The 22,725-nt window shown below is 71.1% G+C and carries 24 protein-coding genes and 1 tRNA gene; 10 read left to right on the forward strand and 15 right to left on the reverse strand.

The window, feature by feature from the left end; translation table 11 throughout:
- Positions 1 to 8: 8 nt before the first annotated feature.
- The 4 genes from DEJ14_RS14325 to DEJ14_RS14340 are packed head-to-tail and all read right to left on the reverse strand — an operon-like array spanning position 9 to position 3,749.
- Positions 9 to 665 carry a response regulator gene (locus tag DEJ14_RS14325; RefSeq protein WP_111086225.1) on the reverse strand — a complete coding sequence of 219 codons (657 nt, stop codon included), beginning with the start codon at positions 663 to 665 and terminating at the stop codon, positions 9 to 11.
- Positions 662 to 1,963: a sensor histidine kinase gene (locus DEJ14_RS14330; RefSeq protein ID WP_181437613.1), complete on the reverse strand. Its 1,302-nt coding sequence runs from the start codon at positions 1,961 to 1,963 to the stop codon at positions 662 to 664. The genes DEJ14_RS14325 and DEJ14_RS14330 overlap by 4 nt, the downstream gene beginning before the upstream one ends.
- A complete protein-coding gene (locus DEJ14_RS14335; RefSeq protein ID WP_181437612.1) occupies positions 1,960 to 2,841 on the reverse strand; it encodes an ABC transporter permease in 882 nt (293 codons plus the stop codon). Before DEJ14_RS14335 ends, DEJ14_RS14330 begins: the two co-directional genes overlap by 4 nt.
- Positions 2,838 to 3,749, reverse strand: coding sequence for an ABC transporter ATP-binding protein (locus tag DEJ14_RS14340; RefSeq protein ID WP_111086223.1), 912 nt, complete (start codon positions 3,747 to 3,749; stop codon positions 2,838 to 2,840). The genes DEJ14_RS14335 and DEJ14_RS14340 overlap by 4 nt, the downstream gene beginning before the upstream one ends.
- A 113-nt stretch (positions 3,750 to 3,862) precedes the next feature.
- On the opposite strand from DEJ14_RS14340, the gene DEJ14_RS14345 reads away from it, so the two are divergent.
- On the forward strand, positions 3,863 to 4,858 hold the full coding sequence (locus DEJ14_RS14345; protein ID WP_111086222.1) for an alpha/beta hydrolase: 996 nt from the start codon (positions 3,863 to 3,865) through the stop codon (positions 4,856 to 4,858).
- A gap of 9 nt (positions 4,859 to 4,867) precedes the next feature.
- Positions 4,868 to 5,434 (forward strand): GNAT family N-acetyltransferase, encoded by a 567-nt coding sequence (locus DEJ14_RS14350; protein ID WP_111086221.1) that lies wholly within the window; start codon positions 4,868 to 4,870, stop codon positions 5,432 to 5,434.
- Between the two features lie 111 nt (positions 5,435 to 5,545).
- Here the strand turns inward: DEJ14_RS14350 and DEJ14_RS14355 are convergent, their stop codons facing one another.
- From DEJ14_RS14355 to DEJ14_RS14380, 6 genes are all read right to left on the reverse strand, one after another.
- The gene (locus DEJ14_RS14355) at positions 5,546 to 6,118 is read right to left on the reverse strand and encodes a TetR/AcrR family transcriptional regulator (RefSeq protein WP_181437611.1); all 573 of its coding nucleotides are present in this window, start codon (positions 6,116 to 6,118) and stop codon (positions 5,546 to 5,548) included.
- Positions 6,115 to 6,966 (reverse strand): MBL fold metallo-hydrolase, encoded by an 852-nt coding sequence (locus DEJ14_RS14360; protein ID WP_111086219.1) that lies wholly within the window; start codon positions 6,964 to 6,966, stop codon positions 6,115 to 6,117. The genes DEJ14_RS14355 and DEJ14_RS14360 overlap by 4 nt, the downstream gene beginning before the upstream one ends.
- Complete coding sequence (locus DEJ14_RS14365) at positions 6,963 to 7,691, reverse strand: alpha/beta fold hydrolase (RefSeq protein ID WP_111086218.1); 729 nt, start codon at positions 7,689 to 7,691, stop codon at positions 6,963 to 6,965. Before DEJ14_RS14365 ends, DEJ14_RS14360 begins: the two co-directional genes overlap by 4 nt.
- Before the next feature lie 38 nt (positions 7,692 to 7,729).
- Positions 7,730 to 8,101 (reverse strand): VOC family protein, encoded by a 372-nt coding sequence (locus tag DEJ14_RS14370; RefSeq protein ID WP_111086217.1) that lies wholly within the window; start codon positions 8,099 to 8,101, stop codon positions 7,730 to 7,732.
- Between the two features lie 95 nt (positions 8,102 to 8,196).
- Positions 8,197 to 8,904 carry a helix-turn-helix transcriptional regulator gene (locus DEJ14_RS14375; RefSeq protein WP_111086216.1) on the reverse strand — a complete coding sequence of 236 codons (708 nt, stop codon included), beginning with the start codon at positions 8,902 to 8,904 and terminating at the stop codon, positions 8,197 to 8,199.
- 108 nt (positions 8,905 to 9,012) lie between these two features.
- The gene (locus tag DEJ14_RS14380) at positions 9,013 to 10,494 is read right to left on the reverse strand and encodes a mannitol dehydrogenase family protein (RefSeq protein ID WP_111086268.1); all 1,482 of its coding nucleotides are present in this window, start codon (positions 10,492 to 10,494) and stop codon (positions 9,013 to 9,015) included.
- A gap of 184 nt (positions 10,495 to 10,678) precedes the next feature.
- On the opposite strand from DEJ14_RS14380, the gene DEJ14_RS14385 reads away from it, so the two are divergent.
- From DEJ14_RS14385 to DEJ14_RS14415, 7 genes are all read left to right on the forward strand, one after another.
- Positions 10,679 to 11,317 carry a TetR/AcrR family transcriptional regulator gene (locus tag DEJ14_RS14385; RefSeq protein ID WP_181437610.1) on the forward strand — a complete coding sequence of 213 codons (639 nt, stop codon included), beginning with the start codon at positions 10,679 to 10,681 and terminating at the stop codon, positions 11,315 to 11,317.
- Between the two features lie 75 nt (positions 11,318 to 11,392).
- Complete coding sequence (locus tag DEJ14_RS14390) at positions 11,393 to 14,077, forward strand: MMPL family transporter (protein ID WP_111086214.1); 2,685 nt, start codon at positions 11,393 to 11,395, stop codon at positions 14,075 to 14,077.
- Between the two features lie 290 nt (positions 14,078 to 14,367).
- On the forward strand, positions 14,368 to 14,808 hold the full coding sequence (locus DEJ14_RS14395) for a MarR family winged helix-turn-helix transcriptional regulator (protein WP_111086213.1): 441 nt from the start codon (positions 14,368 to 14,370) through the stop codon (positions 14,806 to 14,808).
- A gap of 51 nt (positions 14,809 to 14,859) precedes the next feature.
- The gene (locus tag DEJ14_RS14400) at positions 14,860 to 15,072 is read left to right on the forward strand and encodes a hypothetical protein (RefSeq protein WP_181437609.1); all 213 of its coding nucleotides are present in this window, start codon (positions 14,860 to 14,862) and stop codon (positions 15,070 to 15,072) included.
- A gap of 41 nt (positions 15,073 to 15,113) precedes the next feature.
- Positions 15,114 to 16,205: an alkene reductase gene (locus DEJ14_RS14405; protein WP_111086211.1), complete on the forward strand. Its 1,092-nt coding sequence runs from the start codon at positions 15,114 to 15,116 to the stop codon at positions 16,203 to 16,205.
- A 238-nt stretch (positions 16,206 to 16,443) separates the two neighbouring features.
- Entirely contained in the window at positions 16,444 to 18,570 is a 2,127-nt protein-coding gene (locus DEJ14_RS14410; RefSeq protein WP_111086210.1) for an acyltransferase family protein, read from the forward strand.
- A 127-nt stretch (positions 18,571 to 18,697) separates the two neighbouring features.
- On the forward strand, positions 18,698 to 19,036 hold the full coding sequence (locus DEJ14_RS14415) for a DUF4190 domain-containing protein (RefSeq protein ID WP_181437608.1): 339 nt from the start codon (positions 18,698 to 18,700) through the stop codon (positions 19,034 to 19,036).
- Between the two features lie 54 nt (positions 19,037 to 19,090).
- On the opposite strand, the gene DEJ14_RS14420 is transcribed toward DEJ14_RS14415, so the two are convergent.
- A complete protein-coding gene (locus DEJ14_RS14420) occupies positions 19,091 to 19,465 on the reverse strand; it encodes an HIT family protein (RefSeq protein WP_258373335.1) in 375 nt (124 codons plus the stop codon).
- Positions 19,466 to 19,501: 36 nt separating this feature from the next.
- Between DEJ14_RS14420 and DEJ14_RS14425 the strand changes: the two genes are divergently transcribed.
- On the forward strand, positions 19,502 to 19,663 hold the full coding sequence (locus tag DEJ14_RS14425; protein ID WP_181437607.1) for a hypothetical protein: 162 nt from the start codon (positions 19,502 to 19,504) through the stop codon (positions 19,661 to 19,663).
- Positions 19,664 to 19,674: 11 nt separating this feature from the next.
- Here DEJ14_RS14425 and DEJ14_RS14430 read toward each other — a convergent pair whose 3' ends face one another.
- The 4 genes from DEJ14_RS14430 to DEJ14_RS14445 all read right to left on the reverse strand — a co-directional run bounded on the left by DEJ14_RS14430 (position 19,675) and on the right by DEJ14_RS14445 (position 22,690).
- Positions 19,675 to 20,106, reverse strand: a complete 432-nt coding sequence (locus tag DEJ14_RS14430) for a hypothetical protein (RefSeq protein WP_146249806.1) — start codon at positions 20,104 to 20,106, stop codon at positions 19,675 to 19,677.
- A 165-nt stretch (positions 20,107 to 20,271) separates the two neighbouring features.
- Positions 20,272 to 20,344: transfer RNA gene (locus DEJ14_RS14435), tRNA-Arg, on the reverse strand.
- Between the two features lie 110 nt (positions 20,345 to 20,454).
- Positions 20,455 to 21,240 carry a dienelactone hydrolase family protein gene (locus DEJ14_RS14440; protein WP_111086206.1) on the reverse strand — a complete coding sequence of 262 codons (786 nt, stop codon included), beginning with the start codon at positions 21,238 to 21,240 and terminating at the stop codon, positions 20,455 to 20,457.
- 28 nt (positions 21,241 to 21,268) lie between these two features.
- Entirely contained in the window at positions 21,269 to 22,690 is a 1,422-nt protein-coding gene (locus tag DEJ14_RS14445) for a glucose-6-phosphate dehydrogenase (protein ID WP_111086205.1), read from the reverse strand.
- Positions 22,691 to 22,725 lie beyond the last annotated feature (35 nt).

Genomic DNA, 22,725 nt, shown 5'->3' on the forward strand with positions numbered 1-22,725 from the left:
GCGCCCCGTCAGGACCGCGGCACCAGTCCGTGCTCGTAGGCGAAGATCACCGCTTGCACCCGGTCGCGCAGCCCGAGCTTGCCGAGCACCCGCCCGACGTGGGTCTTGACCGTGGACTCGCTCGTCACCAGGTGTGCGGCGATCTCGGGGTTCGACAGCCCGCGGGCCATCGCGAGCAGCACGTCGCGCTCCCGCGGGGTCAGGGGCTCCAGCGGGTCCGGACCCGCCGGCCGGTCGTCCGGCAGCACGGAGCCGAAGAGCTCGAGCATCCGGCGCGTCACCCGCGGTGAGACGGCGGCCTCGCCCGCTGCCACGGACCGGACGGCGTCGAGGAGCTGCGCGGCGCTCACGTCCTTCAGCAGGAACCCGCTCGCCCCGGCACGCAGGCCACCGAACGCGTACTCGTCCAGGTCGAAGGTCGTCAGCACGAGCACCCGGGTCTCGGGGACCTGCTCGACGATCGCGGCCGTCGCCGTGACGCCGTCGACGTGGGGCATCCGGACGTCCATCAGCACGACGTCCGGACGCAGGGCACGGACGAGCCGCACGCCCGCACCGCCGTCGCCGGCCTCACCGACGACCTCGATGTCGGGTTGCGCCTCGAGCAGCAGCCGGAACCCGGTCCGGATGAGTTGCTGGTCGTCGACGATCGCGACGCGGATCACCGGTCCTCCGTCCTGACCGGGATCGTCGCCCGGATCTGCCAACCGTCGGTGCCGTCGCGGGAGCCCGCGCGAACCTGCCCACCCAGCGCGCGGATGCGCTCGTCGATCCCGATGAGCCCTCGACCCGACCCCGTCGTGGCGTGCGCCGACCCGTCGGGCCGAGCCGGGCCTCCCGTCCGACCGTCGTCGGTGACGACCACGGTGACCTCGATGGCGGACGCGGCAACCTGGACGTCCACCGATCGGACGTGCTGCGCGTGCCGGGCGGTGTTGGTGAGGCCCTCCTGCACGACCCGGTACACGGCGAGCTGCAGGGCGTCGTCCTCGGGGACGACGCCGACGAGTTCGAGGGCGACGGGCGTGCCCAGCGCACGGAACCGGTCGACGAGTTGCGGGACGTCGTGGACGCCCGGCTGCGGCGCGAGCGCGGGTTCGCCGTCGCCGCCGAGCACCCCGAGCATGCGGCGCATGTCCCCCATCGCGCCGCGGCCGACGTCGGCGACTCCGCGCATGGCCGCGGTCGCTGCGGACTCGCCCCCACCGGACGACGCCCCGGCGGGAGACCCAGCGGAGGCCCCGGCCGCCGCGCCCTCGGCCAGCCGCACCATGACGGTCAGCGAGTGCGACACGATGTCGTGCATCTCGCGCGCGATCCGGGCCCGTTCCGCGGCGGTGGCGAGTTGCGCCTGCTGGTCGCGCTCCCGGGCCAGCTGGTGCGCGCGGTCGATCAGGGCCTGCGTGTAGCGACGACGGTTGGCGACGTTGATCCCGATCAGCACCGCTGCGAGCAGGAACGCCACGGGCTGCGGGTACAGGACGTCGGCGAGCCCGCCGGATCCGGGTGCGATCACCCAGACGCGGAGGGCCGTGGCTCCGGCAGCCAGCACCGTGGCGACCGCGGCCGTCCACCAGCCGGCGGCGCGCGACCACCACACGGTCGCGGCGTAGACCGTGAAGAGCACCGGGGAGTACCCCGCTTCCGTCCACGTCATCGCGACGACCGACGCCAGCCCGAGCACCGCCGTCGCCGCCGAGTGCGTGCGCCGGAGCGGGATGCCCGAGACGGCGATGACCACGAGGACGACGACCGTGAGCCGCGCGGCGGGGCTCCCGTCGACCTGCCACGCACTCCGGAACGCGACGAGCACCTCGATCGCACCCCAGAAGACCATGAGCAGCGCATCGGTCAGGACCGGGTGGCGCGCCCAGAACCGCCGGAGTCGGCCGGGTGCGTCGGGCAGGGCGATGCCCCCGGCGCCGTCCTGGACGGCACCGGGGGCGAGGTCGGCAGGGGTCACGCGTCCCGCTTCTCGACCAGGGCGAGCGCCGTCACCGAAGCGACGACCACCCAGGCCAGCAGTACCGCGAATCCGCTCCATCCCCCCAAGGCTAGGACGCCGTCGTGCCATCCCGAGGTGACCTCGGTGCCGAACTGCATGAGCGGCTGCCCAGCGTTCTGCGGCAGCAGGTTGGTCAGCGTGCCGAGCCACTCCGCTCCGGTGAACGACTGCACCAGCTGCACGACGACCGGGGCGACGAGCATCAGCCCGAGCACACACGCGATCGCCCCGGCGGTGGACCGCAGCACCACCCCCACCGCGAAGGCGAGCAAAGCGATGAGCGTCAGGTAGACCGAGGCGCCGAGCAGCGGCATCGCGACGCTCGCGTCCAGCGACGCCTCGACGTTCCGGCCCGCCGCGATCGGCAGGGTGATGAAAGCGGTGGCCCACACGCTGACGGCACTCGTGACGAAGACGACCACGGCGAGGACGATCGCCTTCGCCGCCAGTGCGACCGACCGCCGCGGGACCGCCGCGAACGACGAGCGGATCATGCCGGTGCCGTACTCGCCGGTGACGACGAGAGCGCCGATCACCGCGACGATCAGGACCGAGAGCATCGTGCCGCTCGTGCTGTACTGCACCAGGGCGTTCCGCGCCGCGTCGCCGGAGAGCCCCTGCCTGCCGGTATCAGCGAAGGCCGCCAACAGCACGCCGATGCCGATCGGCAGGACGAGCAGCAGCAGGAAGGTCCACGCCGTCGACCGCAGCGAGCGGAGTTTGATCCACTCCGAGCGCAGCACGCCGGAGAAGTGGATGCCGGACGATTGGCTGCCGGACGAGTGGCTGCCGGCCCCGTCGTGCCGCGGCAGGGTGTTGCTCGTGTCCGCGCTCACCGGGCCACCTCCGATCGGTACTCGACCTGGTCGTGCGTGAGTTCGAGGTAGGCCTGCTCCAGGCTCGCCTCGGTGGTGGCCAGCTGGTGCAGGACGATGCCCGCGGCACCCGCCGCCTCGCCGATCTGCTCGGCGCCGAGGCCACGGACCTGCAGCGACCCGTCGCCCTCGTAGCCGATCGTGACGTCCGGTCCGGCGATCGCGTCGAGGAGCCGCTCGGGTTCCGGCGTCCGGACGGTGACGGACCGCTCCGTGGCGGCGGCGACCAGGTCCGCGATGTCCGTGTCCGCGAGCACGCGGCCGCGGCCCATCACGACGATGCGGTCGGCGGTCAGGGCCATCTCGCTCATCAGGTGGCTCGAGATGAACACCGCACGCCCCTCGGCGGCCAGGCTGCGGGCGAGCCGACGCACCCACACGACGCCCTCGGGGTCGAGGCCGTTGACCGGCTCGTCGAGGATCAGCGTCTGCGGGTCGCCGAGCAGGGCCGCCGCGATCCCGAGCCGCTGCCCCATGCCGAGCGAGAACCCGCCGACGCGCTTCTTCGCGACGTTCTCGAGGCCGGTCATCCCGATGACCTCGTGCACGCGGGCCGCCGGGATCCGGTGCGTCGCGGCGAGCGCCGACAGGTGCTCGAAGGCGCTGCGGCCCTTGTGGACGGCCTTCGCCTCGAGCAGCGCGCCGACGCGACGGAGCGGGTCGCGTAGTTCACGGTAGGGGCGCCCGTCGACGTGGGCGGTACCCGAGGTGGGCCGGTCCAGCCCGACGACGGCGCGCATCGTAGTGGACTTGCCGGCGCCGTTCGGACCGAGGAAGCCGGTGACGACGCCGGGACGCACCGTGAAGGACACGTCGTCGACGGCGACCTTCTCGCCGTAGCGCTTGGTGAGGTTCTGGATCTCGATCATGCGGCAACGGTACGGAGACGGCCGGGTCCGCCACATCGCCGTCGCAGACGATCTCCGCGGGGCGGTCGTGGTACCCCGGTACCACCCGCAGCGGTGCCGGATACGGTGGGGACATGGTCGTCCAGCGCTGGCACGAGGACGTCCTCGGGGCGCCCTACGAGCGACTCGAACTCCCGCTCGGCACCGACTCCGAGGGGCCCGTCGTCGCCACCCTGGTCCGTCGTCGCCACACCCCGACCGACCTGTTGCTGCACGGGCGCGGACCGCTGCACGGCGCTGACGTGCTGTACGTGCACGGGTGGTCGGACTACTTCTTCCAGACGGAGCTCGCCGAGCGGCTCGAACGGCTCGGTGCCCGCTTCCACGCACTGGACCTGCGGAAGTACGGCCGGAGCCTCCGCCCCCAGCAGACCCCGGGGAACGTCGACGACCTGGCGGTGTACGACGAGGACATCGCCGCAGCGCTCGACGCGGTGTCCGCCGAGCACCCCGGCCCCGGTGAGCGGCGACTCGTGCTGATGGGGCACTCCACCGGCGGTCTGACGCTGTCGCTGTGGGCTGCGCGGCACCCGGAACTCGTCGATGGGATCATCCTGAACAGTCCCTGGCTCGAGTTCCAGGCGACCGCCGTGGGCCGGGCGATCGTCGCGCCCGTCATCAAGCTCGGCGCGAAGCGGAACCCCCTGGCCCCGATGCCCGCCGTCGATCCCGGCTTCTACACGCGCACCGTGTCGGCTGCCGGCGAGGGCTCGTGGACGTACGACCAGCAGTGGCGGCCGGACCGCGGGTTCCCCCTGCACCCCGGTTGGCTCGCGGCGGTCTTCGCGGGGCAGGAGACGGTCGAGCACGGGCTCGACATCCAGGTCCCCGTCCTGGTCATGCTCAGCGACAAGAGCATGTTGCAACCCCGGTGGGACCCCGGCATGGCACACGCCGACGTCGCGCTGAACGTCGACACGGTGGCCCACCGAGCCCTGTCACTCGGCAACGAGGTGACGGTCCGCCGACTGCCGGGAGCCGTGCACGACGTGGTGCTGTCCGCGCCCGACGTGCGGGAGCAGGCGTACGACGCGATCGGGCGGTGGGCCACGACGTTGCTCCCCCGCTAGCGTGGCGGGATGACCGACCGCTCCGTCCGGCTGACCCGGCTCGACCCGATCGGGATCGACCACGATGCCCTCGTCGACTTCCTGTCGACCGAGGACTTCCCCTTCCACGTGCGGCGGTCGTGGACCCGTGCGGAGGCCGTCGAGGCCGTGGCGTCCGGCTCCTACCGCGACGACGAGCACGACTCGTACTGGGTCGACCACACGGAGCACGGCCGCATCGGGTTCGTCCGGCTGGAGGATCTGGAAGACCCGGTCCCGCTGTTCGACCTGCGCATCGCCGGCGCGTTCCGCGGCCGCGGACTCGGCGTCCCCACACTGCGCGCGGTCACCGACCACGTCTTCGGCACCCTGCCGTCGGTGACCCGCTTCGAGGGCCAGACCCGCGAGGACAACACGGCGATGCGCCGGGTCTTCGTGCGTGCCGGGTGGGTCAAGGAGGCGCACTACCGCGAGGGGTGGCCGATCGAAGGCGGCCGCGCGGTCGCGTCGGTCGGGTACGGGATCCTGCGCCACGACTGGGAGACGGGCGAGACGACGCCGGTGCCGTGGGACGACGACGTGCCTCCGGACGACTGACGCGGCGGTACGTCCTTCGTCGCGGTCCAGAGCGGACGGGAGGCACGGGTGACGCCCGCCACGGCTCTTCCGCTGGGGCGGGTGGTTGCGTCCAGTGCGTGACGCGCGCGATCAGCCGCCGGTGGCCGTCCGGAGCGCGCTGCACGTGCGCCGGAACGCCGCGCTGAGCGACTCCCCCGCGGCGCGCTCCGCCCACGCGTCGAACGCGGCGCGCAGCGCCAGCAGGGCCAACGGCACCGCGAACCGGTCGGCACCCTGCCACGCCGACTGCAGCTCGAGCGTCCGTGCGGCGTCCCGCTCGAGCACGGCGGACAGCAGTGCCGGGTCGGCGACGAGCAGTGCGCGCACCCGGACCAGACGGTCGAGGTCGTCGCTCCGGTCGCGTTCGAACATCACGAGCACCTCGGCGATCACCTCGGTCAACGCGGCGAACGTCACCGGGCCGGTCACGGCGGCGGTGACGGCGTCGTGGACGTCGCGCGAGACGAACAGGAACGCGTCGACCTTCGAGGCGCAGTACCGGAAGAACGTGCGCTCGGTGACGCCGGCCGCGGTGGCGATCTCGGCCCCGGTGACGACGTCGAACCCGCGCGCGCCGACCAGCGCGACCGCGGCGTCCTCGACGGCACGCTCCGTCGCCCGCCGGTTCTGCGCCCGGCGGTTCTGCGCTCGGACCTCCGTCACGACACCGACCGCCCGGAGACCGTCTCGCGCTGCCAGAGCGTCGGCAGTCGGAGGTCGACACCGTCGGCGCCCGCCAGACGGGTGAACGCGCGCATCGTGACGTCGAGGCGGTCGAGCTTCTTCGGCAGCGGCCTGAGCGGACGGTCCAGCGGGCGCCAGAACGCGTCCCAGTGCACCGGCCGGACGACGCTCGGGCGCAGGGTGCCGACGGTCTCCTGCCAGTACTGCTCGATCCAGCCCGTCGGCTTCGCACCGGCGGCGCCCGCACCCAGGTAGACGGTGTCGGCGTGGAGCCCCGCGAAGGATCCCGGGATGAAGTTCGCCGTCGGGTGGACCAGCACCGATCCGTCCGGGTGCTCGAACAGGAACGAGGAGCACCCGCCGGTGCGGAAGTCGCGCATCCGGGCCGGCAGGGTGACCGGCTCGGTGATCTCGCCCGGCACCGCGTCGCCGTCACTGTGCAGCGCGTGCAGCGGCGTGACCGTGAAGGCCCCCACCGCGAACGACTCGCGGTCGTGGAGCTCCCGGAAGGGCACCCGGTCGAGCCCGTACCCGGTGGCGATCATCCGGGTGGACGCCGAGCCGCCGAGTTCCGCCCCGGTCCGGTCCGCGACCACGGGGGCGTCGAGGGCGTGGTCGGCGTGCGAGTGCGAGACGAGCACGGCATCGAGGTGGTCGACGTCGAACCGGGCGAGCGCGTCCTCGATCCGGGTGACGTCCGGGCGGAGCCGGCCGAGCATCAGCCGCGGGAACGAGGGCCGGCTGAAGAAGCCGTCCACGAGCAGTGACGTCGTGCCATCGGAGACGAGGACGTTGGACACCCCGCCGAACACCGTGGTGACGCTCATGCGTGGGCACCACCGAGCACGTCGTCGAGCAGCCGCATCGTGCGCGCGGCGTCCTCCATCGCGAGGTCGTGATGCACCCCGCGTACCCGTTCGACGTCCCACCCGAGGCGCTCGTAGACCGGCACCTCGGCCGCCGGCACGACGTGTCGACCGTCGTCGGTGAGCACGAGCGTCGACGGCACGAACGGGGCCGCCGGAGCGACCGGTGTCGTCGCGACCGCTCGCAGGACGTCGCGCAGCATCGTGCGGTCCCAGTGCCGGTGACTCTCCTCGGCCCGGGCGACGTTCGCCGGCCCCCACCGCGGATCGGTGCGGTCGTAGGCCTTCACGAGCAGGGGCTGCAGCCCGGGCAGCGCCCAGAACGCCCGACCGAGCACGCTCCGCCCCGGTGCCCGCAGGTGGAAGCCGGGGTCGAGGTACACCGCGCGGGCCGGGCGCAACCGGTCGACGGCGTCGAACAGCACCCGTCCGCCGAGCGAGTGTCCGACGACGGCGTCGAGCCCCTGCGGCAGCGTCTCGGCGAGGTCGTCGGCGAACGCTTCGAGTGTGTACGACGCCGCGCGGTCGCTCTCGCCGTGACCCCGCAGGTCCGGCACGAGGAACGTGTACCGGTCCGGGTCGGCGTGGGACACGAGGTCGCGCCACACCAGCGCCGAACCGAGGATGCCGTGCACGAGTCCGACCCGGACCGGGCCGTGACCGTGGGTCTCGACGTGGAGCTGCATGTGCACTCGATTCTGTCAGTGACTGACAGAATACACGGTCAAGCGGAGCGGCTGAAGAGGTTCACGAGGTTGCCGTCAGGGTCACGGAACAGCGCCGATCGATTTCCCCAGGGCATCGTCGTCGGCGGCAGCACCACGTCGTCGAGGTCACCACGCAACCCCGCGAACGCGGCGTCGACGTCGTCCACCGCGAACTCGAGGAACACGCCGCCGTTCGTGCGGGGCTCCGGCGCGGCCGGTCCGAGCATCGCCACGGTCGCCGGGGTCGCGAGGGCGAGCACGGCGCCGCCGGTCATGATCTCGGCGAAGACGGGTGCGGGCCGCCGCGCCTCGGTCCCGGTGACGCGTTCGTAGAACTGCACCATCCCGTCGAGGTCGTCGGTGATGATGCGGATGGATGCGAACTGCACGGGAAGCCCTCCTGGCCGGCCACCATGACCGGACTCGTCGAGCATGCGCGACCACCGCGACACCGTCCTGTCGGTGTTTCGGCAGATCGGGCACCTCAGTCCCCGAGCAGGTCCCCGAGCACGGGGCGCAGGACGCCGTGCGGGATGTCGAGCTCGTCGAGTCGGACCACTCGGGGCGGTGCCTGTTCTTCGGTCTCCTCCACCGCCAGCACCCGGTCACCGCGGAAGGCCCGGACACCGTCGCGCAACCGGCACCACGCAACGAGGTACCAGTCCTCGCCCTTCCCGATGTACCCGAGCGGTTCGACGACGCGATCGGTCTCCGCGCCCGCGGCGTCGCGGTACCGCATCCGGACGACGCGCCCGCCGGACAGTGCACCGGCGATCGCCGTGGGAGCAGGCGCGCGCTCCCCCGACTCGAGCAGGTGCACGCGGCTCGCGAGTCGCGCTGCCCGTCGGGCGTCGTCCTCGGCGAGCACCGCGGTGACCTTGCGGGCAGCGCTGCGCGCCGCGTCGCGGAACGGGCTGGAGCCGAGCGAGCCGAGGCCGATCGCCACCGCGAGCGCTTCGTCGACGGTCAGTCCGAGCGGCGGGAGCGTCGCACGGGCGTCGATCGTGTACCCGCCGGTCCGCCCCGGCTCGGCCCAGATCGGCACGCCGGCCTGCTGCAGGGACAGCAGGTCCCGCTCGACCGTGCGCACACTGACCCCGAACCGCTCGGCGAGTCGGCGCGCGCTCCGCAGCGCGGGCGCCGCGGCGCGGAGCTCCTCGACGAGCGCGTACAGGCGGTCGGTCCGGTTCACGACGCGACCCTAGCCCGTGACGCTACCGGGCATCGGACGGGAGGCGCGGTGCCAGCTGGCACCGGGCCTCCCGTCCGCCGTCCGGTCACGCGCAGGGCGCGACCCGCGTCAGGAACGCGACAAGCGTTCGACCGTCGCGTGGGCGCCGTCGGCGATGAGCCCGTCGAGGGCGTCGCGGTACGCCGCGACGAACCGTTCGTCGTCGATCAGGTCGCCGAAGACCTGCCGGTTCGCGATGAAGGCGAGCCGGTCGTCGCGCTGGGTGAGCGCGATGCGGTGCAGCGGCTCGGCCAGCCGGTCGACGATCTGGATCGGCTCGCCGGACTCGTCCGTGCCCTCGTCGTAGCGCGCCCACGACGCGACGATGCCGGCGGACAACGTGACGGGCCGGCCGGCGGCGAGGTTGTCGCGGACCACCGGTAGCAGCCACTTCGGGATCCGGTCGCTCGACTCGGCACAGAGCCGGGCCAGGGTGTCGCGGACCTCGGGGTTCTGGAAGCGCTCGATGAGGGTGGACTTGTAGTCCTCGAGGTCGATGCCGGGCACGGGGTGCAGGGTCGGCGAGCCCTCTTCGTCCATGTACCGACGCAGGAAGGTGGCGATCGCCGGGTCCTGCGTGGCCTCGTGGGCGTAGCGGTACCCGGACAGGTACCCGAAGTAGCACAGGCCCTGGTGCGACGCGTTGAGCAGCCGGAGCTTCATGAGTTCGTACGGCTCGACGTCCTCGACGATCTGCACGTCGGCATCCTGGTACGGCGGTCGCCCTGCGGGGTGGTCGTCCTCGAGCACCCACTGGAAGAAGGGTTCGGCGACGACGGGCCAGGCGTCCTCGATGCCGAGCTCGTCGCGGACCCAGGCGCGGTCCTCGTCGGCGGTCACCGGGGTGATGCGGTCGACCATCGAGTTCGGGAACGACACGTGCTCGTCCATCCAGTCGGCGAACGCCGGGTCCTGCAGGCGTGCGTAGGCGGTGAACATGTCTCGGGCGACGTGGCCGTTGCCCTGGATGTTGTCGCAGGACATCACCGTGAACGGCTGCTCGCCGCGGTCACGCCGTCGACGCAGGGCTTCGACGACGAGGCCGAACACCGTGCGGGGCGGTCCGTCGCCGCGCAGGTCCGCCGCGACGCCGGGCTCGTCCGCGACGAACTCGCCGGTGACGTGGTCGAAGTTGTAGCCACCCTCGGTGATGGTCAGGCTGACGATCCTGGTGTCCGGGTGCGCCATCTTCTCGACCACGGCGTCCGGGTCGTCGACCGCGAGCAGGTAGTCGACGATGCTGCCGACGACGCGGGACTCGCGGGTGCCGTCCGGGTGCTTGAGGACGAGCGTGTAGAGCCCGCCCTGCTCCGCCATGGCCGTGGCCATCCGGCGGTCCTGCTCGAGGACACCGACGCCGCAGATGCCGTACTCGCGCGCCTCGCCCTGCTGGAGCAGCCGGTCGATCACCATCGCCTGGTGCGCGCGGTGGAAGCCGCCGACGCCGAAGTGCACGATGCCGGCGGTGATCCCGCTGCGGTCGTAGGTCGGGACGGCGACACCGTTCGCGGCGATCTCGTCGAGGGTCTCCGGGGACAGGCGGACGGGCATCGGGTACTCCTTCGTACGGCGGTCGTTCTGGCGGACGCGCCACCGGTCGCACCGGCGGTCGTGCTGGGTGCAGTCAACCATGCGCACATCTGTTCAGAACCGAGTTTCCATCCCGGGGTACGAACCTGAGGATGCACTCGTAGTCGTTGCACCGAGTGCATCGATGCACCTAGTGTTCTCATTCGTGACCCTCACGACCGACCGCCGCGCCGCCCTCAAGGCGAAGCACCGTGCGGCGATCCTGCAGGCGGCACGCGACCTGGTCGACGAACGCGGCGGCCGCGAGTTCAGCGTCGACGACCTGGCAGCACGGGCCGACATCGCGCGGCGGACGGTGTTCAACCACTTCGCCTCGCTCGACGAGGTCCTGCTGGCCGTGTGCGAGCAGGAACTGTCCGTGATCATCGACCGGTTCCTCGCCGACATGGCACGGACCCCGATCGGCGACGGCAGCCGGGCCTCGATGTTCGACGAGCTCGAGTCCGCCGCACGCGGCGCCGACCTGGCGGCCGCGATCTCGAGCATGTACCGGATCCTCGGCGACCCGGGCAAGGACGACCCGAAGGCCGCGGTCCTCACCCAGACGGCGTTCTCACGGGTCACCGAACGACTCCGCGACGAGGTCGCACGCCGCTACCCGGCGGCGGATCCCCTCGACGCCGCCCTGCTCGTCGAGTCGCTCATGAGCGGCATCGTCGTGATCGCGGAACACTGGTTGGCCACCTCCGGCCCCGCGATCGACGAGCAGTCCGTCGCCGACTGGGACGCCCTGCTGGCACGACTGGTGCACAGCGTCCGCAGCGGCTACATGCCCACCGACTGACACTTCCCTCCCCAGGGGTCCACCGGCGCACCCCGCTCCACACAGCACCTGCAACGAAAGGAACGGGGCAACCGCATGGCCGGTCTCCTCTACCGTCTCGGACGGTTCTCCGCACGACGCCACTGGCTCGTGATCATCACCTGGGTGGTGATCATGGCCGTCGCCGGCGTCACCTACAGCCTGTTCTCGGGCACGATCTCGTCGGCGATCTCGATCCCGAACACCAAGACCAGCCAGGTGCAGGACGAGCTCGCCGACAAGTTCCCGTCCGCGAACGGCGGCAACGGCACGATCGTCTTCGAGACGGAGAACGGCAAGGCGTTCACCGACGCGCAGAAGTCGGAGGTCGCGGACTTCCTGACCAAGGTCGAGAAGCTCGACGGCGTCAAGGGCGCGACGAGCGGCTTCGACACCCAGGACCAGCTCGACGAGCAGCGTCAGAAGATCGTCGACGGCCGCAAGGAGATCACCGACGGCCGCGCGAAGCTCGAGACCGGCCAGGACCAGCTCGACGCCCAGAAGGCGCAGCTGACCTCCGGCAAGCAGCAGATCAAGGACGCCCAGGCGCAGCTCGACGCCCAGAAGGCCCAGGCGGAGGCCGCCGGCGCAGCGCTCCCCGCAGCGCAGGCGCAGGCCGCGGCAGCGCAGCTCCAGCAGGCTCAGGCGCAGATCGACGCCCAGCAGGCGCAGATCGATGCCGGCGAGCAGCAGATCGCCGACGCACAGAAGACGATCGACGCCAACACGAAGAAGCTCGACGACAGCTCCGAGGAGCTGGAGCAGGGCTCGAAGCTCCTCGACCTGTCGAAGGACATCCGCTTCGTGTCGTCGAACGGCAGCGCCGTCATCGGCACCGTCCAGTTCACGAAGTCGACCTACGAGGTCCCCGCCGACACGAAGACCGCCATCGCGGACGACGCCGATTCGGCCGACATCAGCGGCGTGAACGTCTACGTGTCGAACGACATCGCGCAGGGTGTGCCGTCGATCCTCGGCCCGGGCGAGATCGTCGGCGTCATCATCGCCGCGCTCGTGCTCTTCCTGATGCTCCGCACCATCATCGGTGCGGCGATCCCGCTCGTCAGCGCCGTGCTCGGAGTGGGCGTGGCGTCACTCGCATCGCTGTCGTTCTCCGGCCTGGTCGAGTTCATCTCGGTCACGCCGGTGCTGGGGGTGATGTTGGGCCTGGCGGTCGGCATCGACTACTCGCTCTTCATCCTGAACCGACACCGCACCCAGCTGAAGCAGGGCATGCAGGTGCACGAGTCCATCGGCCTCGCGAACGGCACCTCGGGCAACGCCGTGGTCTTCGCGGGTGCGACCGTCATCGTCGCGCTGCTCGCGCTGAACATCACCGGCATCCCGTTCCTCGGGCTCATGGGCACCGTCGGTGCGGTCGCTGTGCTCTTCGCGATCCTCATCGCCACTTCGTTCACGCCGGCACTGCTGTCCGTCATCGGCATGCGGATCCTGCGGAAGAAGGAGCGCACGACGATCGGCAACACCGGCTCGACCCGGGTGCCGAACAAGCCGATGAAGACCTGGCGCGCGATCGTCACGCTCGTCGCCGGTGTCGCCGTGCTCGGTGTCATCGCACTCCCCGCGACGCAGATGCGCCTCGGCCTGCCGACCGGTGCGTCAGAGTCCGTCGACTCGAGCCAGTACAAGGCGTACAAGGCCCTCGACGAGGAGTTCGGCGCCGGCCAGAACGGCCCGCTGCTCGTCGTCGCGACGTTGCCCGAGTCGATCAGCAAGTCGGACGTCACCGCGACCGAGGTCACTATCGGTGAAGCCCTGGCGAAGAACGACGACGTCAAGGCCGTCCTGCCGATCGGCACCTCGTCGGACCGCGACATCATCGCGTTCCAGGTGAAGCCCGGCGGCGGTCCCGACAGCATCTCCACCGAGAACCTGGTGAAGGACCTGCGCGAGCAGACCGTCACGACCGACGACGGCACGGTCACGCTCGGAGTCGCGGGCAACGCGTCCGCCAACATCGACGTGTCCGAGAAGCTGTCGAACGTCCTACCGCTCTACCTCGTGGTGGTCGTCGGCCTGTCGCTCATCATCCTGATCATCGTGTTCCGGTCCTTCCTGGTCCCGATCACGGCGACGGCGGGCTTCATCCTGTCGGTGATGGCGTCCTTCGGTGGCCTGACCGCGATCTACCAGTGGGGCTGGCTCGGCTCCGTGTTCGGCGTGCACGACCCGGCGCCGATCCTGAGCTTCCTGCCCATCATCGAGATCGGCATCCTGTTCGGTCTGGCGATGGACTACCAGCTGTTCCTGGTGTCCGGCATGCGTGAGGCCTACGCCCACGGCGCCTCGGCGAAGGTCGCGGTCCAGCGCGGGCTGCACGCCGGTCGCGCGGTGGTCACGGCAGCGGCGATCATCATGATCTCGGTGTTCGCCGGCTTCATCTTCTCGGACTCCTCCACCATCAAGCCGATCGGCTTCGGGCTGGCGTTCGGTGTGCTCATCGACGCGTTCGTCGTCCGCATGCTGCTGATCCCGGCGGCGATGCACCTGCTCGGCCAGAGCGCGTGGTGGTTCCCGAAGTGGCTCGACCGGATCGTGCCGGACGTCGACGTCGAGGGCGCGAAGCTCGAGCGGTCGCACCCGGTCGCCGGTCAGCCCGGCCAGCCCGGCCAGCCCGGCCAGCCCGGCCACGAGGACACCCACACGGGGTCGCACGCCCTCCCCGTGGCGCCGGACGCCAACGCGCACGAGTCGGGGCACCCGCCCGCGCACCGCGCGTAGTCGACGCACCCAGCCTGGAGGCCCGGGGCCGGTCCACGAGACCGGCACCGGGCCTCCCGTGCGTGCGCCCACCCCGCGCCCGGCGGCCGGACGCATGTGTCCGCACCTTCCGACGTTCCACCCGCTGATCGACGCGTGGAACGTCGGAACGTACACACGCATCTGATGCGTCTGCACCATGCGACAGAACACGCGTCGATCGGCTGATGTTCTGTCGATAGCTGTGCACGCATGAACGCGGCCGTCGCGCCAGCCGAGAACACTTCGTGGGCGAACGGTATCGTGGGCGCATGACCTCCGCACCCGACCCGCTCGCGCTCGACCGGCAGCTCTGCTTCGCCCTCGCGGCCACGAGCCGGAGCGTCATCGGGCTGTACCGCGACCTGCTCGAGCCGATGGGCCTGACGCATCCGCAGTACCTCGTGATGCTCGCACTCTGGGAGCAGGACCCCCGGTCGGTGCGCGAGATCGCCGGCGAACTGCGGCTCGACTCGGCCACCCTCAGCCCGCTGCTCAAGCGGCTCGAGGCCTCCGGCTACGTCCGCCGGACCCGCAGCGCCGCCGACGAACGGCAGCTCGAGGTCTCGCTCACCACGGCCGGTCGGGCACTGCGCGACCGCGCACGAGCGGTCCCCCTGGCGGTCGCGGACCGGCTCGGGTGGCCGTTGGAACGCCTCGAAGCGCTCAAGGACGACCTGACGGAACTGCTGGAGCGGGTCGACCAGGTGTGATCCGGGGCCGATGGTGCCATAATGGTTCGTGCACGAACGAAAGGATGCACCGTGGGTCGCTTCGGCAAGTGGTACGAACGGTGGAACACGACGCTCATCAACAAGATGGGTCCGTCGCAGATCGGCGCCGGACATCCCGAGGGGGTCGACGACCGGTCAGTGGACCGCGGCTGCCCGATCTGCGGCAAGCCCCTCTCCCGGCACCAGGTCATCCGCCCCGAGGGCCAGGTCCGTTCGTCGACCCTGGTCTGCCCGCGCGACTGACGGCGGGAATTGCACCGAGCAACACGACGTTCCAGTCCCTCGTGAAGCTCTTCGAACCCACCTCCTTCGGCGCCCTGCGCCTGTCGAACCGCGTCGTCATGGCCCCGCTCACGCGCACCCGCGCCGGTGAGCACGGCATCCCGAACGACCTGCTCGTCGAGCACTACCGTCAGCGTGCGGGCCTCGGCATGATCATCACCGAGGGCACCTGGCCCGTGCAGGAAGGCCGCTCCTACCCCGGGCAGCCCGGCATCGAGACCGACGAGCAGATCGCCGGCTGGCGCCGCGTCGCCGACGCCGTGCACGCCGAGGGCGGCACCATCGTGATGCAGCTCATGCACGGTGGCCGCGTCTCCCACCCTGACATCTCGCAGACGCCGCGCATCGTCGCCCCGAGCGCGATCGCCGCTCCCGGACAGACCCACACCGCGACCGGCAAGGCCGACATGCCCGTCCCCCACGAACTGACCACCGCCGAGGTGCAAGACGCCGTGCAGGGCTTCACGCAGGCGGCCCGCAACGCCATCGCCGCCGGACTCGACGGCGTCGAGGTCCACGGCGCGAACGGCTACCTGGTGCACGAGTTCATGTCCCCGGTCTCGAACACCCGCACCGACCAGTACGGCGGTTCGCCCGAGAACCGCGCCCGCTTCGCGATCGAGGTCACGACCGCCGTCGCCGAGGCCGTCGGCGCGGACCGCACCGGCATCCGCCTGTCGCCCGAGCACGGCATCCAGGGCGTCATCGAGGACGACGCGGCCGACGTCCGCGCGACCTACACGGCGATCGCCGAGGGCCTCGCCCCGCTCGGACTCGCGTTCATCGACGTCCTGCACGCCGAGCCGACCGGCGACCTCGTGCAGCACGTCCGTCGCACCGCGGGCGCACCGTTCATCGTCAACTCGGGCTTCAGTGCGATGACGACACGTGAAGAAGCGATCACCGTCGTCCACGACCAGGACATCGCCGACGCGATCGCGGTCGGCCGTCCCGCCATCGCGAACCCGGACCTCGCCCACCGCTGGGAGCAGGACGCGGAGCTCAACGAGCCCCGCCCCGAGCTCTTCTACGGTGCGACCGCCGAGGGCTACACCGACTACCCGTCGCTGGCCGAGGTGCGCGCGACCGTCTGACGCTGCGCGCGGATCGACACGCGACGCGCGCTGCGTCGAGGTTCCACGACACCCCGCGTGCGTTCCGTCGAGGTTCCGATCAGGACGGTGCGTGCCCGCGAGGTTCCGAGATCTCGGAACCCCACGGGGTGGGGGCGAGCGAACGACGGACGGGAGGCCCGTGGCGAGACCGCCACGGGCCTCCCGTCTTCTCGCGTGCCGTCCCAGGGCGTGACGCGCTTCTCGTAGGATCGTCGCAGTGAACACTGCAACGCCGGGCGAGCGGGGCCCCGCGCACCGCGCGCGCGACACGACGCGGTGGGACATCCAGGGCCTCCGCGCGTTCGCGGTGCTGGCCGTCGTCGTGTACCACCTGTGGCCGCACGCCCTGCGGGGCGGGTTCGTCGGGGTCGACGTCTTCTTCGTGATCTCCGGGTTCCTCATCACCGGACTCCTGCTGCGCGAACAGGTCGCCACCGGCACGATCCACCTCGGCCGGTTCTGGTCACGCCGGGCCAAACGCCTGCTGCCGGCCGCGTTCCTCACCATCACCACCACCGGCGCAGCGGTCCTGATCGCCGTGCCGAGCGCACTCTGGGGGCAGTACGGCCGCGAGCTCATCGCCTCGACCGTCTACCTGCAGAACTGGGAGCTGGCGGCGAACTCGGTCGACTACCTGGCCTCGGCGGACGACCCCTCACCGTTCCAGCACTTCTGGTCGCTGTCGGTCGAGGAGCAGTTCTACATCGTCCTGCCGCTGCTGCTGATCGGGTTGGCCGTCGCCGTGCGCGGGCGCCTCTCGACGCTGACCACCGCACGGCTGCTGCTCGGCGCGGTCGTCGTGCTGTCCCTGGTGTGGAGCATCGTGCAGACCAGCACGAACCCCGGCGTCGCGTACTTCTCCACCGGCACCCGCGCGTGGGAGTTCGCCCTCGGCGGCCTCGCCGCGACCGTGCACCTGCCCGAGGTCCGCACGGAAGTCGCCCGGCGGGTGCGCATGATCCTGACGAGCGTCGGCGCCGTGGCCCTCGTCCTGTCCTTGTTCGTCATCGGGGCGGAGACGCCGTTCCCCGGGATCGCCGCGCTGCTCCCCGTCGCCGGCGCGACCCTCGTGGTGCTGTTCGGCGGACGCACCGTGTTCGAGTCGATCGGCGCGCTCGGCCCGGTCGCGTTCACCGGACGGATCTCGTACGCGCTGTACCTCTGGCACTGGCCGCTCGTCGTGATCCTGCCGATCATGCTCGGGCGCCCGCTCGACTGGGCGACCAGCACCTCGGTGCTCCTGGTGTCGGTCGGGCTCGCCGCCGTCACGACCATCTGGTTCGAGGAACCCGTCCGCTTCTCGACCTGGTTGCGCGATCTGCGGCCCCGCGGGGTCGTCGCCCTCGGCGTCATCTGCACCTTCACGGTCGTGACCCTCGGCGCCTCGACCCTGACCGCCGTCTACGTGCAGGAGGTCCACGCCGAAGGCGCCACCGAGCAGCTCACGAAACAGCTCGCGACCGAACGGGCACAGGACGACGAGTCCTGCATCGGAGCAGCCGCACGGATCAGTTCCGCCGACCCCTGCGTCGACCCGGCCCTCGCCGACACACGGATCCCGGCCCCCGCCGCGGCCGAGGACGACGACGCGAACCGCCCCGAGTGCTGGAACGGCACCTTCCGCACCTGCGTGCTCGGCAAGGCGACCGGCTGGTCGAAGCGCCTGATCGTCATCGGCGACTCGCACAGCAACGCCCTGCTCGGCGCCTACGAGAAGATCGCCGACGACAACGGGTGGCGCATCGACCTGGCCGGCATCGGCGGCTGCTACCTCACCACGGCGCAGCAGAACTCGGTGAACGCCGGTGCGCTGCGCGGCTGCAACGCGTGGAAGCACGCGGCCATCGACTACGTCCGCGCCCACCGCGACGCCGACGCCCTGGTCGTCACCCACTCCGCCACGCAGATGCCCGTCAGCCTGCCAGCCGGAGCCTCGCGTGACATCGCGACCCGCAACGGCCTCGTCGACGCCTGGGAGCAGGCCGCCGGCGACGAGCTCCCCGTCATCGCGATCCGCGACAACCCGGTCCCCCGGCCCGACGTCATCGCCTGCGTGAGCAAGATGTCCGGGCCGACGAACCCGTCGTGCGACCGGCCCCGCTCCGAGGCGCTCGCCCAGACCGACTCGTCGATCGAGGCCGTGCGGGCGTTCAAGGCCGCCGGAGGACGAGCCGGGGTGATCGACCTGACCGACTACTACTGCACCGACACGACCTGCCCCGCGGTGATCGGCGGCGTGCTGGTCTACCGGGACACCACGCACATCACGGCGACGTGGGCGACGTCGTTGGAGCCGTACCTCGAGCGCGGGTTGCAGAAGCAGCTCACGGCGCTCGGGCGCTGAGCTGGGCGCGGCTCGGAACGCTGAACCCCGAACGCGGGCCACCGCTGCTGGCGCCGTCGCTCTACTCTTGGGCCGGACCTCGCACACCCGCAACTCGCCACGTGCGCCGACTGAACGGAAGACACCCGTGACCGACCTCGCCCCCGAGCGTTCCGCGCCGGCTGCTTCCGCCCCGGCCGCCTCCGCACCGGCCGCCTCCGCCCTGAGCACGGACGGGACGCCCGGACTCGCGCCGCTGAGCCTGCTCGCCGTCGTGGCGATCGCACTCGCCTTCGTCGCCCCGATCGGCGGCGTCGTCGTCGGGTTCATCGCGCGGCGCGAGGTCCGACGGACCGGCGAGCGCGGGGACGGACTGGCGTTCGCGGCCATCCTGATCGGCGCGACGCTGACGCTGTTCGGCGTGCTCGTCCCCGGAGCCCTCGCGCTGTCCGGCGTCATCGACTCGACGATCCACCTCTGGGACTGACTGGTCGCCCCGTCCTTCCACTGGCCGCGGGCCGCCGGCTGCTGGCCACCGCGCTCAGGAGTGGCCGCGCCCGATGACGGCGTGCCGCACCCCGCCCGCCGGCGCCGGAACGTCGCCGGCGAAGCGTGGGATGACGTGCAGGTGGGCGTGGAAGACGGTCTGGCCGGCGGCGGACCCGTCGTTGAACCCGACGTTGTAGCCGTCGGGGTGGTGCTGCTCGTCGAGCCGGGCCTTCAGCAGCGCCACCATCCGGGTCATCGCGGACAGCTCACCCTCGGTCGCATCGAACCAGCTGGTGATCCGCCGCTTCGGGATGACGAGCGTGTGGCCAGGTGACACCGGGTGTGCATCGAGGACCGCGAAGACGAGCTCGTCGTCCGCGACCCACTGCGCGCGAGGTATCCGTTCGAACACGGACGTCGTCGTCATGTTCCCCATCCAACCTCGCCGTGCTTCACTCGGACCATGACCACGACGACCGTCCTCGCCTCCTGTGCCGTCGGGAACGTCGACTGCCACGACGACACCGCGTCGATCGACCTGCTTCCCCTGCTCGTCGTCGTCGCGCTCGTCGTCGTGGCGCTGGTCGTGCTGGGGATCGCGCTGCTCGGGCGTCAGCGTCGGTGATCTGAAGCGGGTCAGACGCTGACGATCTCCACCTGCCGAGCGGGAAGAGCGCCGTGCGTGGCAGACGCCAAGCGTGCTGGGAGCACGATGCCCCCAACGCAGTGCGCCAAGTGGTCGAGGAACGCTCCGACGGTGCTCGACGAGCTGGGTTGCTCGCTGGGTTCGCGCATGTCCTCTGCTGCACGCACGTCGAGCGCACCGTCGACGTCCATGACGGCGATCCGACGGATGCCTCGCTCCGCCCGCACGAAGACGTTGGCGTACCCGCCGACGTTCTCGATCCGACGCAGGAGCACCGGCAGGCGTTCGTGCTCGAGTGCAACGACGACAGGACAGTGTCCGTCGACGTCGACCACCTCGAGTAGGAGATCCGCGAAGGCGCCGACCGCGAGCGCGCGATCGACCTCGACGCGGAAGATGTCGAGTTCACCCATCTCAGTCATCACTGCCTCTCATGCCTGCAGGAAGCTAGACCCGGTCGCACCTGATCCCCGAGGAATTCGCATGCAACATTCGAACTCGCGCACGAACCACCAACGACGAAGGGCCCCGGCGGAATCCGCCGGGGCCCTTCATCTGTTCGGTGTCATGCCGTTCAACCGGCACTGTGCGCTCGAAGGGACTCGAACCCCCAACCTTCTGATCCGTAGTCAGATGCTCTATCCATTGAGCTACGAGCGCGTGGCCTTGCGGCCGTGGAAGACTCTACAACAGCTCCGGCCCGGGCGCCAATCGAGGCCGCCCGACCGCTCCACCCGGCGTGTCGCGAGGCGACTGCCGAACCCCCGGCGTCACAGCGCCGCGGCCTCCTCGCCGAACACCTCGGCCAGGAACACCCGCAGTGCCTGCCACGATCGGCGGTCGGCGCGCTCCTGGTACTGGGCGCCGTGGTCGGGGGCATCGGTGCCGGGAACGGCGAATGCGTGCATGGCCCCGGCGTAGGTGACGACCTGCCAGTCGACGCCGGGCTCGGTGCGCATCTCGTCCTGCCACGCGTGCACGGCGTCGTCGGGCACGATCGGGTCCGCTCCCCCGGTCAGCACGAGCAGCTTCGCCCGGATCGCCGAGGCGTCCGCGGGGTCGTGCGTGATGAGCCCGCCGTGGAACGACACCGCACCGACGAGGTCCGCACCGGTGCGCGCGAGCTCGATTGCGGTGGAGCCGCCGAAGCAGTACCCGATCACGACGATGCGGGCGGGGTCGACGTCGGGGTCCTGCCGCAGCCGCTCGAGTCCGGCGGTGGCACGTGCCCGGAGCAGCGGCAGGTCCTGGTAGTACGAACCGGCGACCTGGCCGGCGGTGTCGTCTCCGGGCCGGACGCCGGCGCCGTAGATGTCCGCGCCGAAGGCCACGTAGCCCAGGCGGGCGAGCATCGTCACGCGCGCTTCGACGTGCTCGTTCACGCCGTGCCAGTCGTGCACGACCAGGACGGCGGGGCGGGGCCCGGCGATGGCCGCGTCCTTCGCGAGCACGCCCAACAGGTCGGTGCCGTCGTGGTCGTAGTGGACGGGCTCGACACGGATGTCGGCACCGGCGGGTTCGGGAACGGTCTGCAGGACGTCGTCGATGGTGGTCACGTCGTCCGACGCTACGCCGCCGTCCGGCTCAGGCGTCGATGTTGTCCCAGTCCTCAGGACCGCTCGACCCGGCCGGGTACTCGTCGAGGGGCGTCGTGCCGGCCTTCCACGCCTCGAGGAACGGTCCGACGACCTTCCAGCCCTGCACGGCGCTGTCGCCACGGACCGACAGGGTCGCGTCGCCTTCGAGCACACCGGCCAGGACCTCGCCGTAGGCGCTGAGCCGTCCGGGGTTGAACGTCGTCTCGAGACTCGTGCGGTCGATCGTGTACGGGTCGCCGGGTCCGTTGACGTTGAGCTCGAGCTGCATCTCGTCCGGGGCGATCCAGATCCGGAGCCGGTCGGGTTGGGCGGCGCCGGACAGGCCGACCGGCACCTGCGGGGAGTCCTTGAACGTGATGACGATCTCGCGGCGCTGCTTCGCGAGCGCCTTGCCGGACCGCAGTGTGAAGGGGACACCGGCCCATCGCCAGTTCGCGATCTCGAGGGTCAGCTGGGCCAGCGTCTCGGTGCCGAGGGACGGGTCCACGCCGTCCTCGTCGGCGTACGACGGCAGCTTGCGGTCACCGACCGTGCCCGCGGTGTACCGGGCGCGCTTGCCGGCGGCGACGACGTCCCCGCCCCAGGGCCGGACGGCACGGAGCACGAGTTCCTTCTGGGTCCGCAGGTCGTCGGCGTCGATCGACGCCGGTGCCTCCATCGCCACGACCGCCATGACCTGGAGCAGGTGGCTCTGGATCATGTCGGTGAGGGCACCGGCCTTGTCGTAGTAGCGCGCGCGTCCCTCGAGCCCGAGGGTCTCGTCGTACACGATGTCGACGCGTTCGACGTGCTGCGAGGACAGCAGGGGCTCGATGATGCGGTTCGCGAAGCGCAGCCCGATCAGGTTGAGCACCGTCGACCGGCCGAGGAAGTGGTCGACCCGGTGGATGCGCTCCTCGGGGATGAACGAGTGCAGCAGGTCGTTGAGGTGCTCCGCGCTGGCGGCGTCGGTGCCGAACGGCTTCTCGAGCGCCAGGCGGGTGCGCTTCGGCAGGTCGAGGTGCGCGAGCTGTTCGCAGCTCTTCTCGGTCACGGCCGGGGGCAGTGCGAAGTAGATCGCGGGGTCGTGGTCGCAGGCTCCGAGCAGCGCGCGCAGGTCGTCGGCGCTCGTGACGTCTGCCTTGCGGTACGAGGACGCGTCGATCACGGCCTGCAGCCGCTCCGACAGCGACGAGTCGCCCTCCGCCCCTTCGTCGCCCTCGTTCTTCGACGCCTGCGCGTTCTCGAAGGACTCGCGCACCTGCGCCTTCCAGTCGGCGTCGGAGAGGTCCTCGACACCCGCCCCGATGAGCTGGACGTCCCAGTCGTCCTTGACCTCGAGCAGGGTCGCGAGACCCGGCAGGAGCAGGCGCTTGGACAGGTCGCCGCTGGCTCCGAGGATGAGCAGGCTGGTCTGGAGGCTCGACATGCCTCCGACCGTACTCATCGGCCCCGGTGGACGGC

The organism is Curtobacterium sp. MCJR17_020 (genome assembly GCF_003234365.2).
Classification (GTDB): Bacteria; Actinomycetota; Actinomycetes; order Actinomycetales; family Microbacteriaceae; genus Curtobacterium.

What these genes read in the sequence shown, in the direction of transcription:
- DEJ14_RS14365 (WP_111086218.1), bottom strand. Translation starts at nt 7,691, where the DNA reads ATGCAGCTCCACGTCGAGACCCACGGTCACGGCCCGGTCCGGGTCGGA.
- DEJ14_RS14395 (WP_111086213.1), top strand. Translation starts at nt 14,368, where the DNA reads ATGACCTCCGCACCCGACCCGCTCGCGCTCGACCGGCAGCTCTGCTTC.
- DEJ14_RS14340 (WP_111086223.1), bottom strand. Translation starts at nt 3,749, where the DNA reads ATGATCGAGATCCAGAACCTCACCAAGCGCTACGGCGAGAAGGTCGCC.
- DEJ14_RS14350 (WP_111086221.1), top strand. Translation starts at nt 4,868, where the DNA reads ATGACCGACCGCTCCGTCCGGCTGACCCGGCTCGACCCGATCGGGATC.
- DEJ14_RS14420 (WP_258373335.1), bottom strand. Translation starts at nt 19,465, where the DNA reads ATGACGACGACGTCCGTGTTCGAACGGATACCTCGCGCGCAGTGGGTC.
- DEJ14_RS14390 (WP_111086214.1), top strand. Translation starts at nt 11,393, where the DNA reads ATGGCCGGTCTCCTCTACCGTCTCGGACGGTTCTCCGCACGACGCCAC.
- DEJ14_RS14425 (WP_181437607.1), top strand. Translation starts at nt 19,502, where the DNA reads ATGACCACGACGACCGTCCTCGCCTCCTGTGCCGTCGGGAACGTCGAC.
- DEJ14_RS14345 (WP_111086222.1), top strand. Translation starts at nt 3,863, where the DNA reads ATGGTCGTCCAGCGCTGGCACGAGGACGTCCTCGGGGCGCCCTACGAG.
- DEJ14_RS14360 (WP_111086219.1), bottom strand. Translation starts at nt 6,966, where the DNA reads ATGAGCGTCACCACGGTGTTCGGCGGGGTGTCCAACGTCCTCGTCTCC.
- DEJ14_RS14445 (WP_111086205.1), bottom strand. Translation starts at nt 22,690, where the DNA reads ATGTCGAGCCTCCAGACCAGCCTGCTCATCCTCGGAGCCAGCGGCGAC.
- DEJ14_RS14380 (WP_111086268.1), bottom strand. Translation starts at nt 10,494, where the DNA reads ATGCCCGTCCGCCTGTCCCCGGAGACCCTCGACGAGATCGCCGCGAAC.
- DEJ14_RS14430 (WP_146249806.1), bottom strand. Translation starts at nt 20,106, where the DNA reads ATGACTGAGATGGGTGAACTCGACATCTTCCGCGTCGAGGTCGATCGC.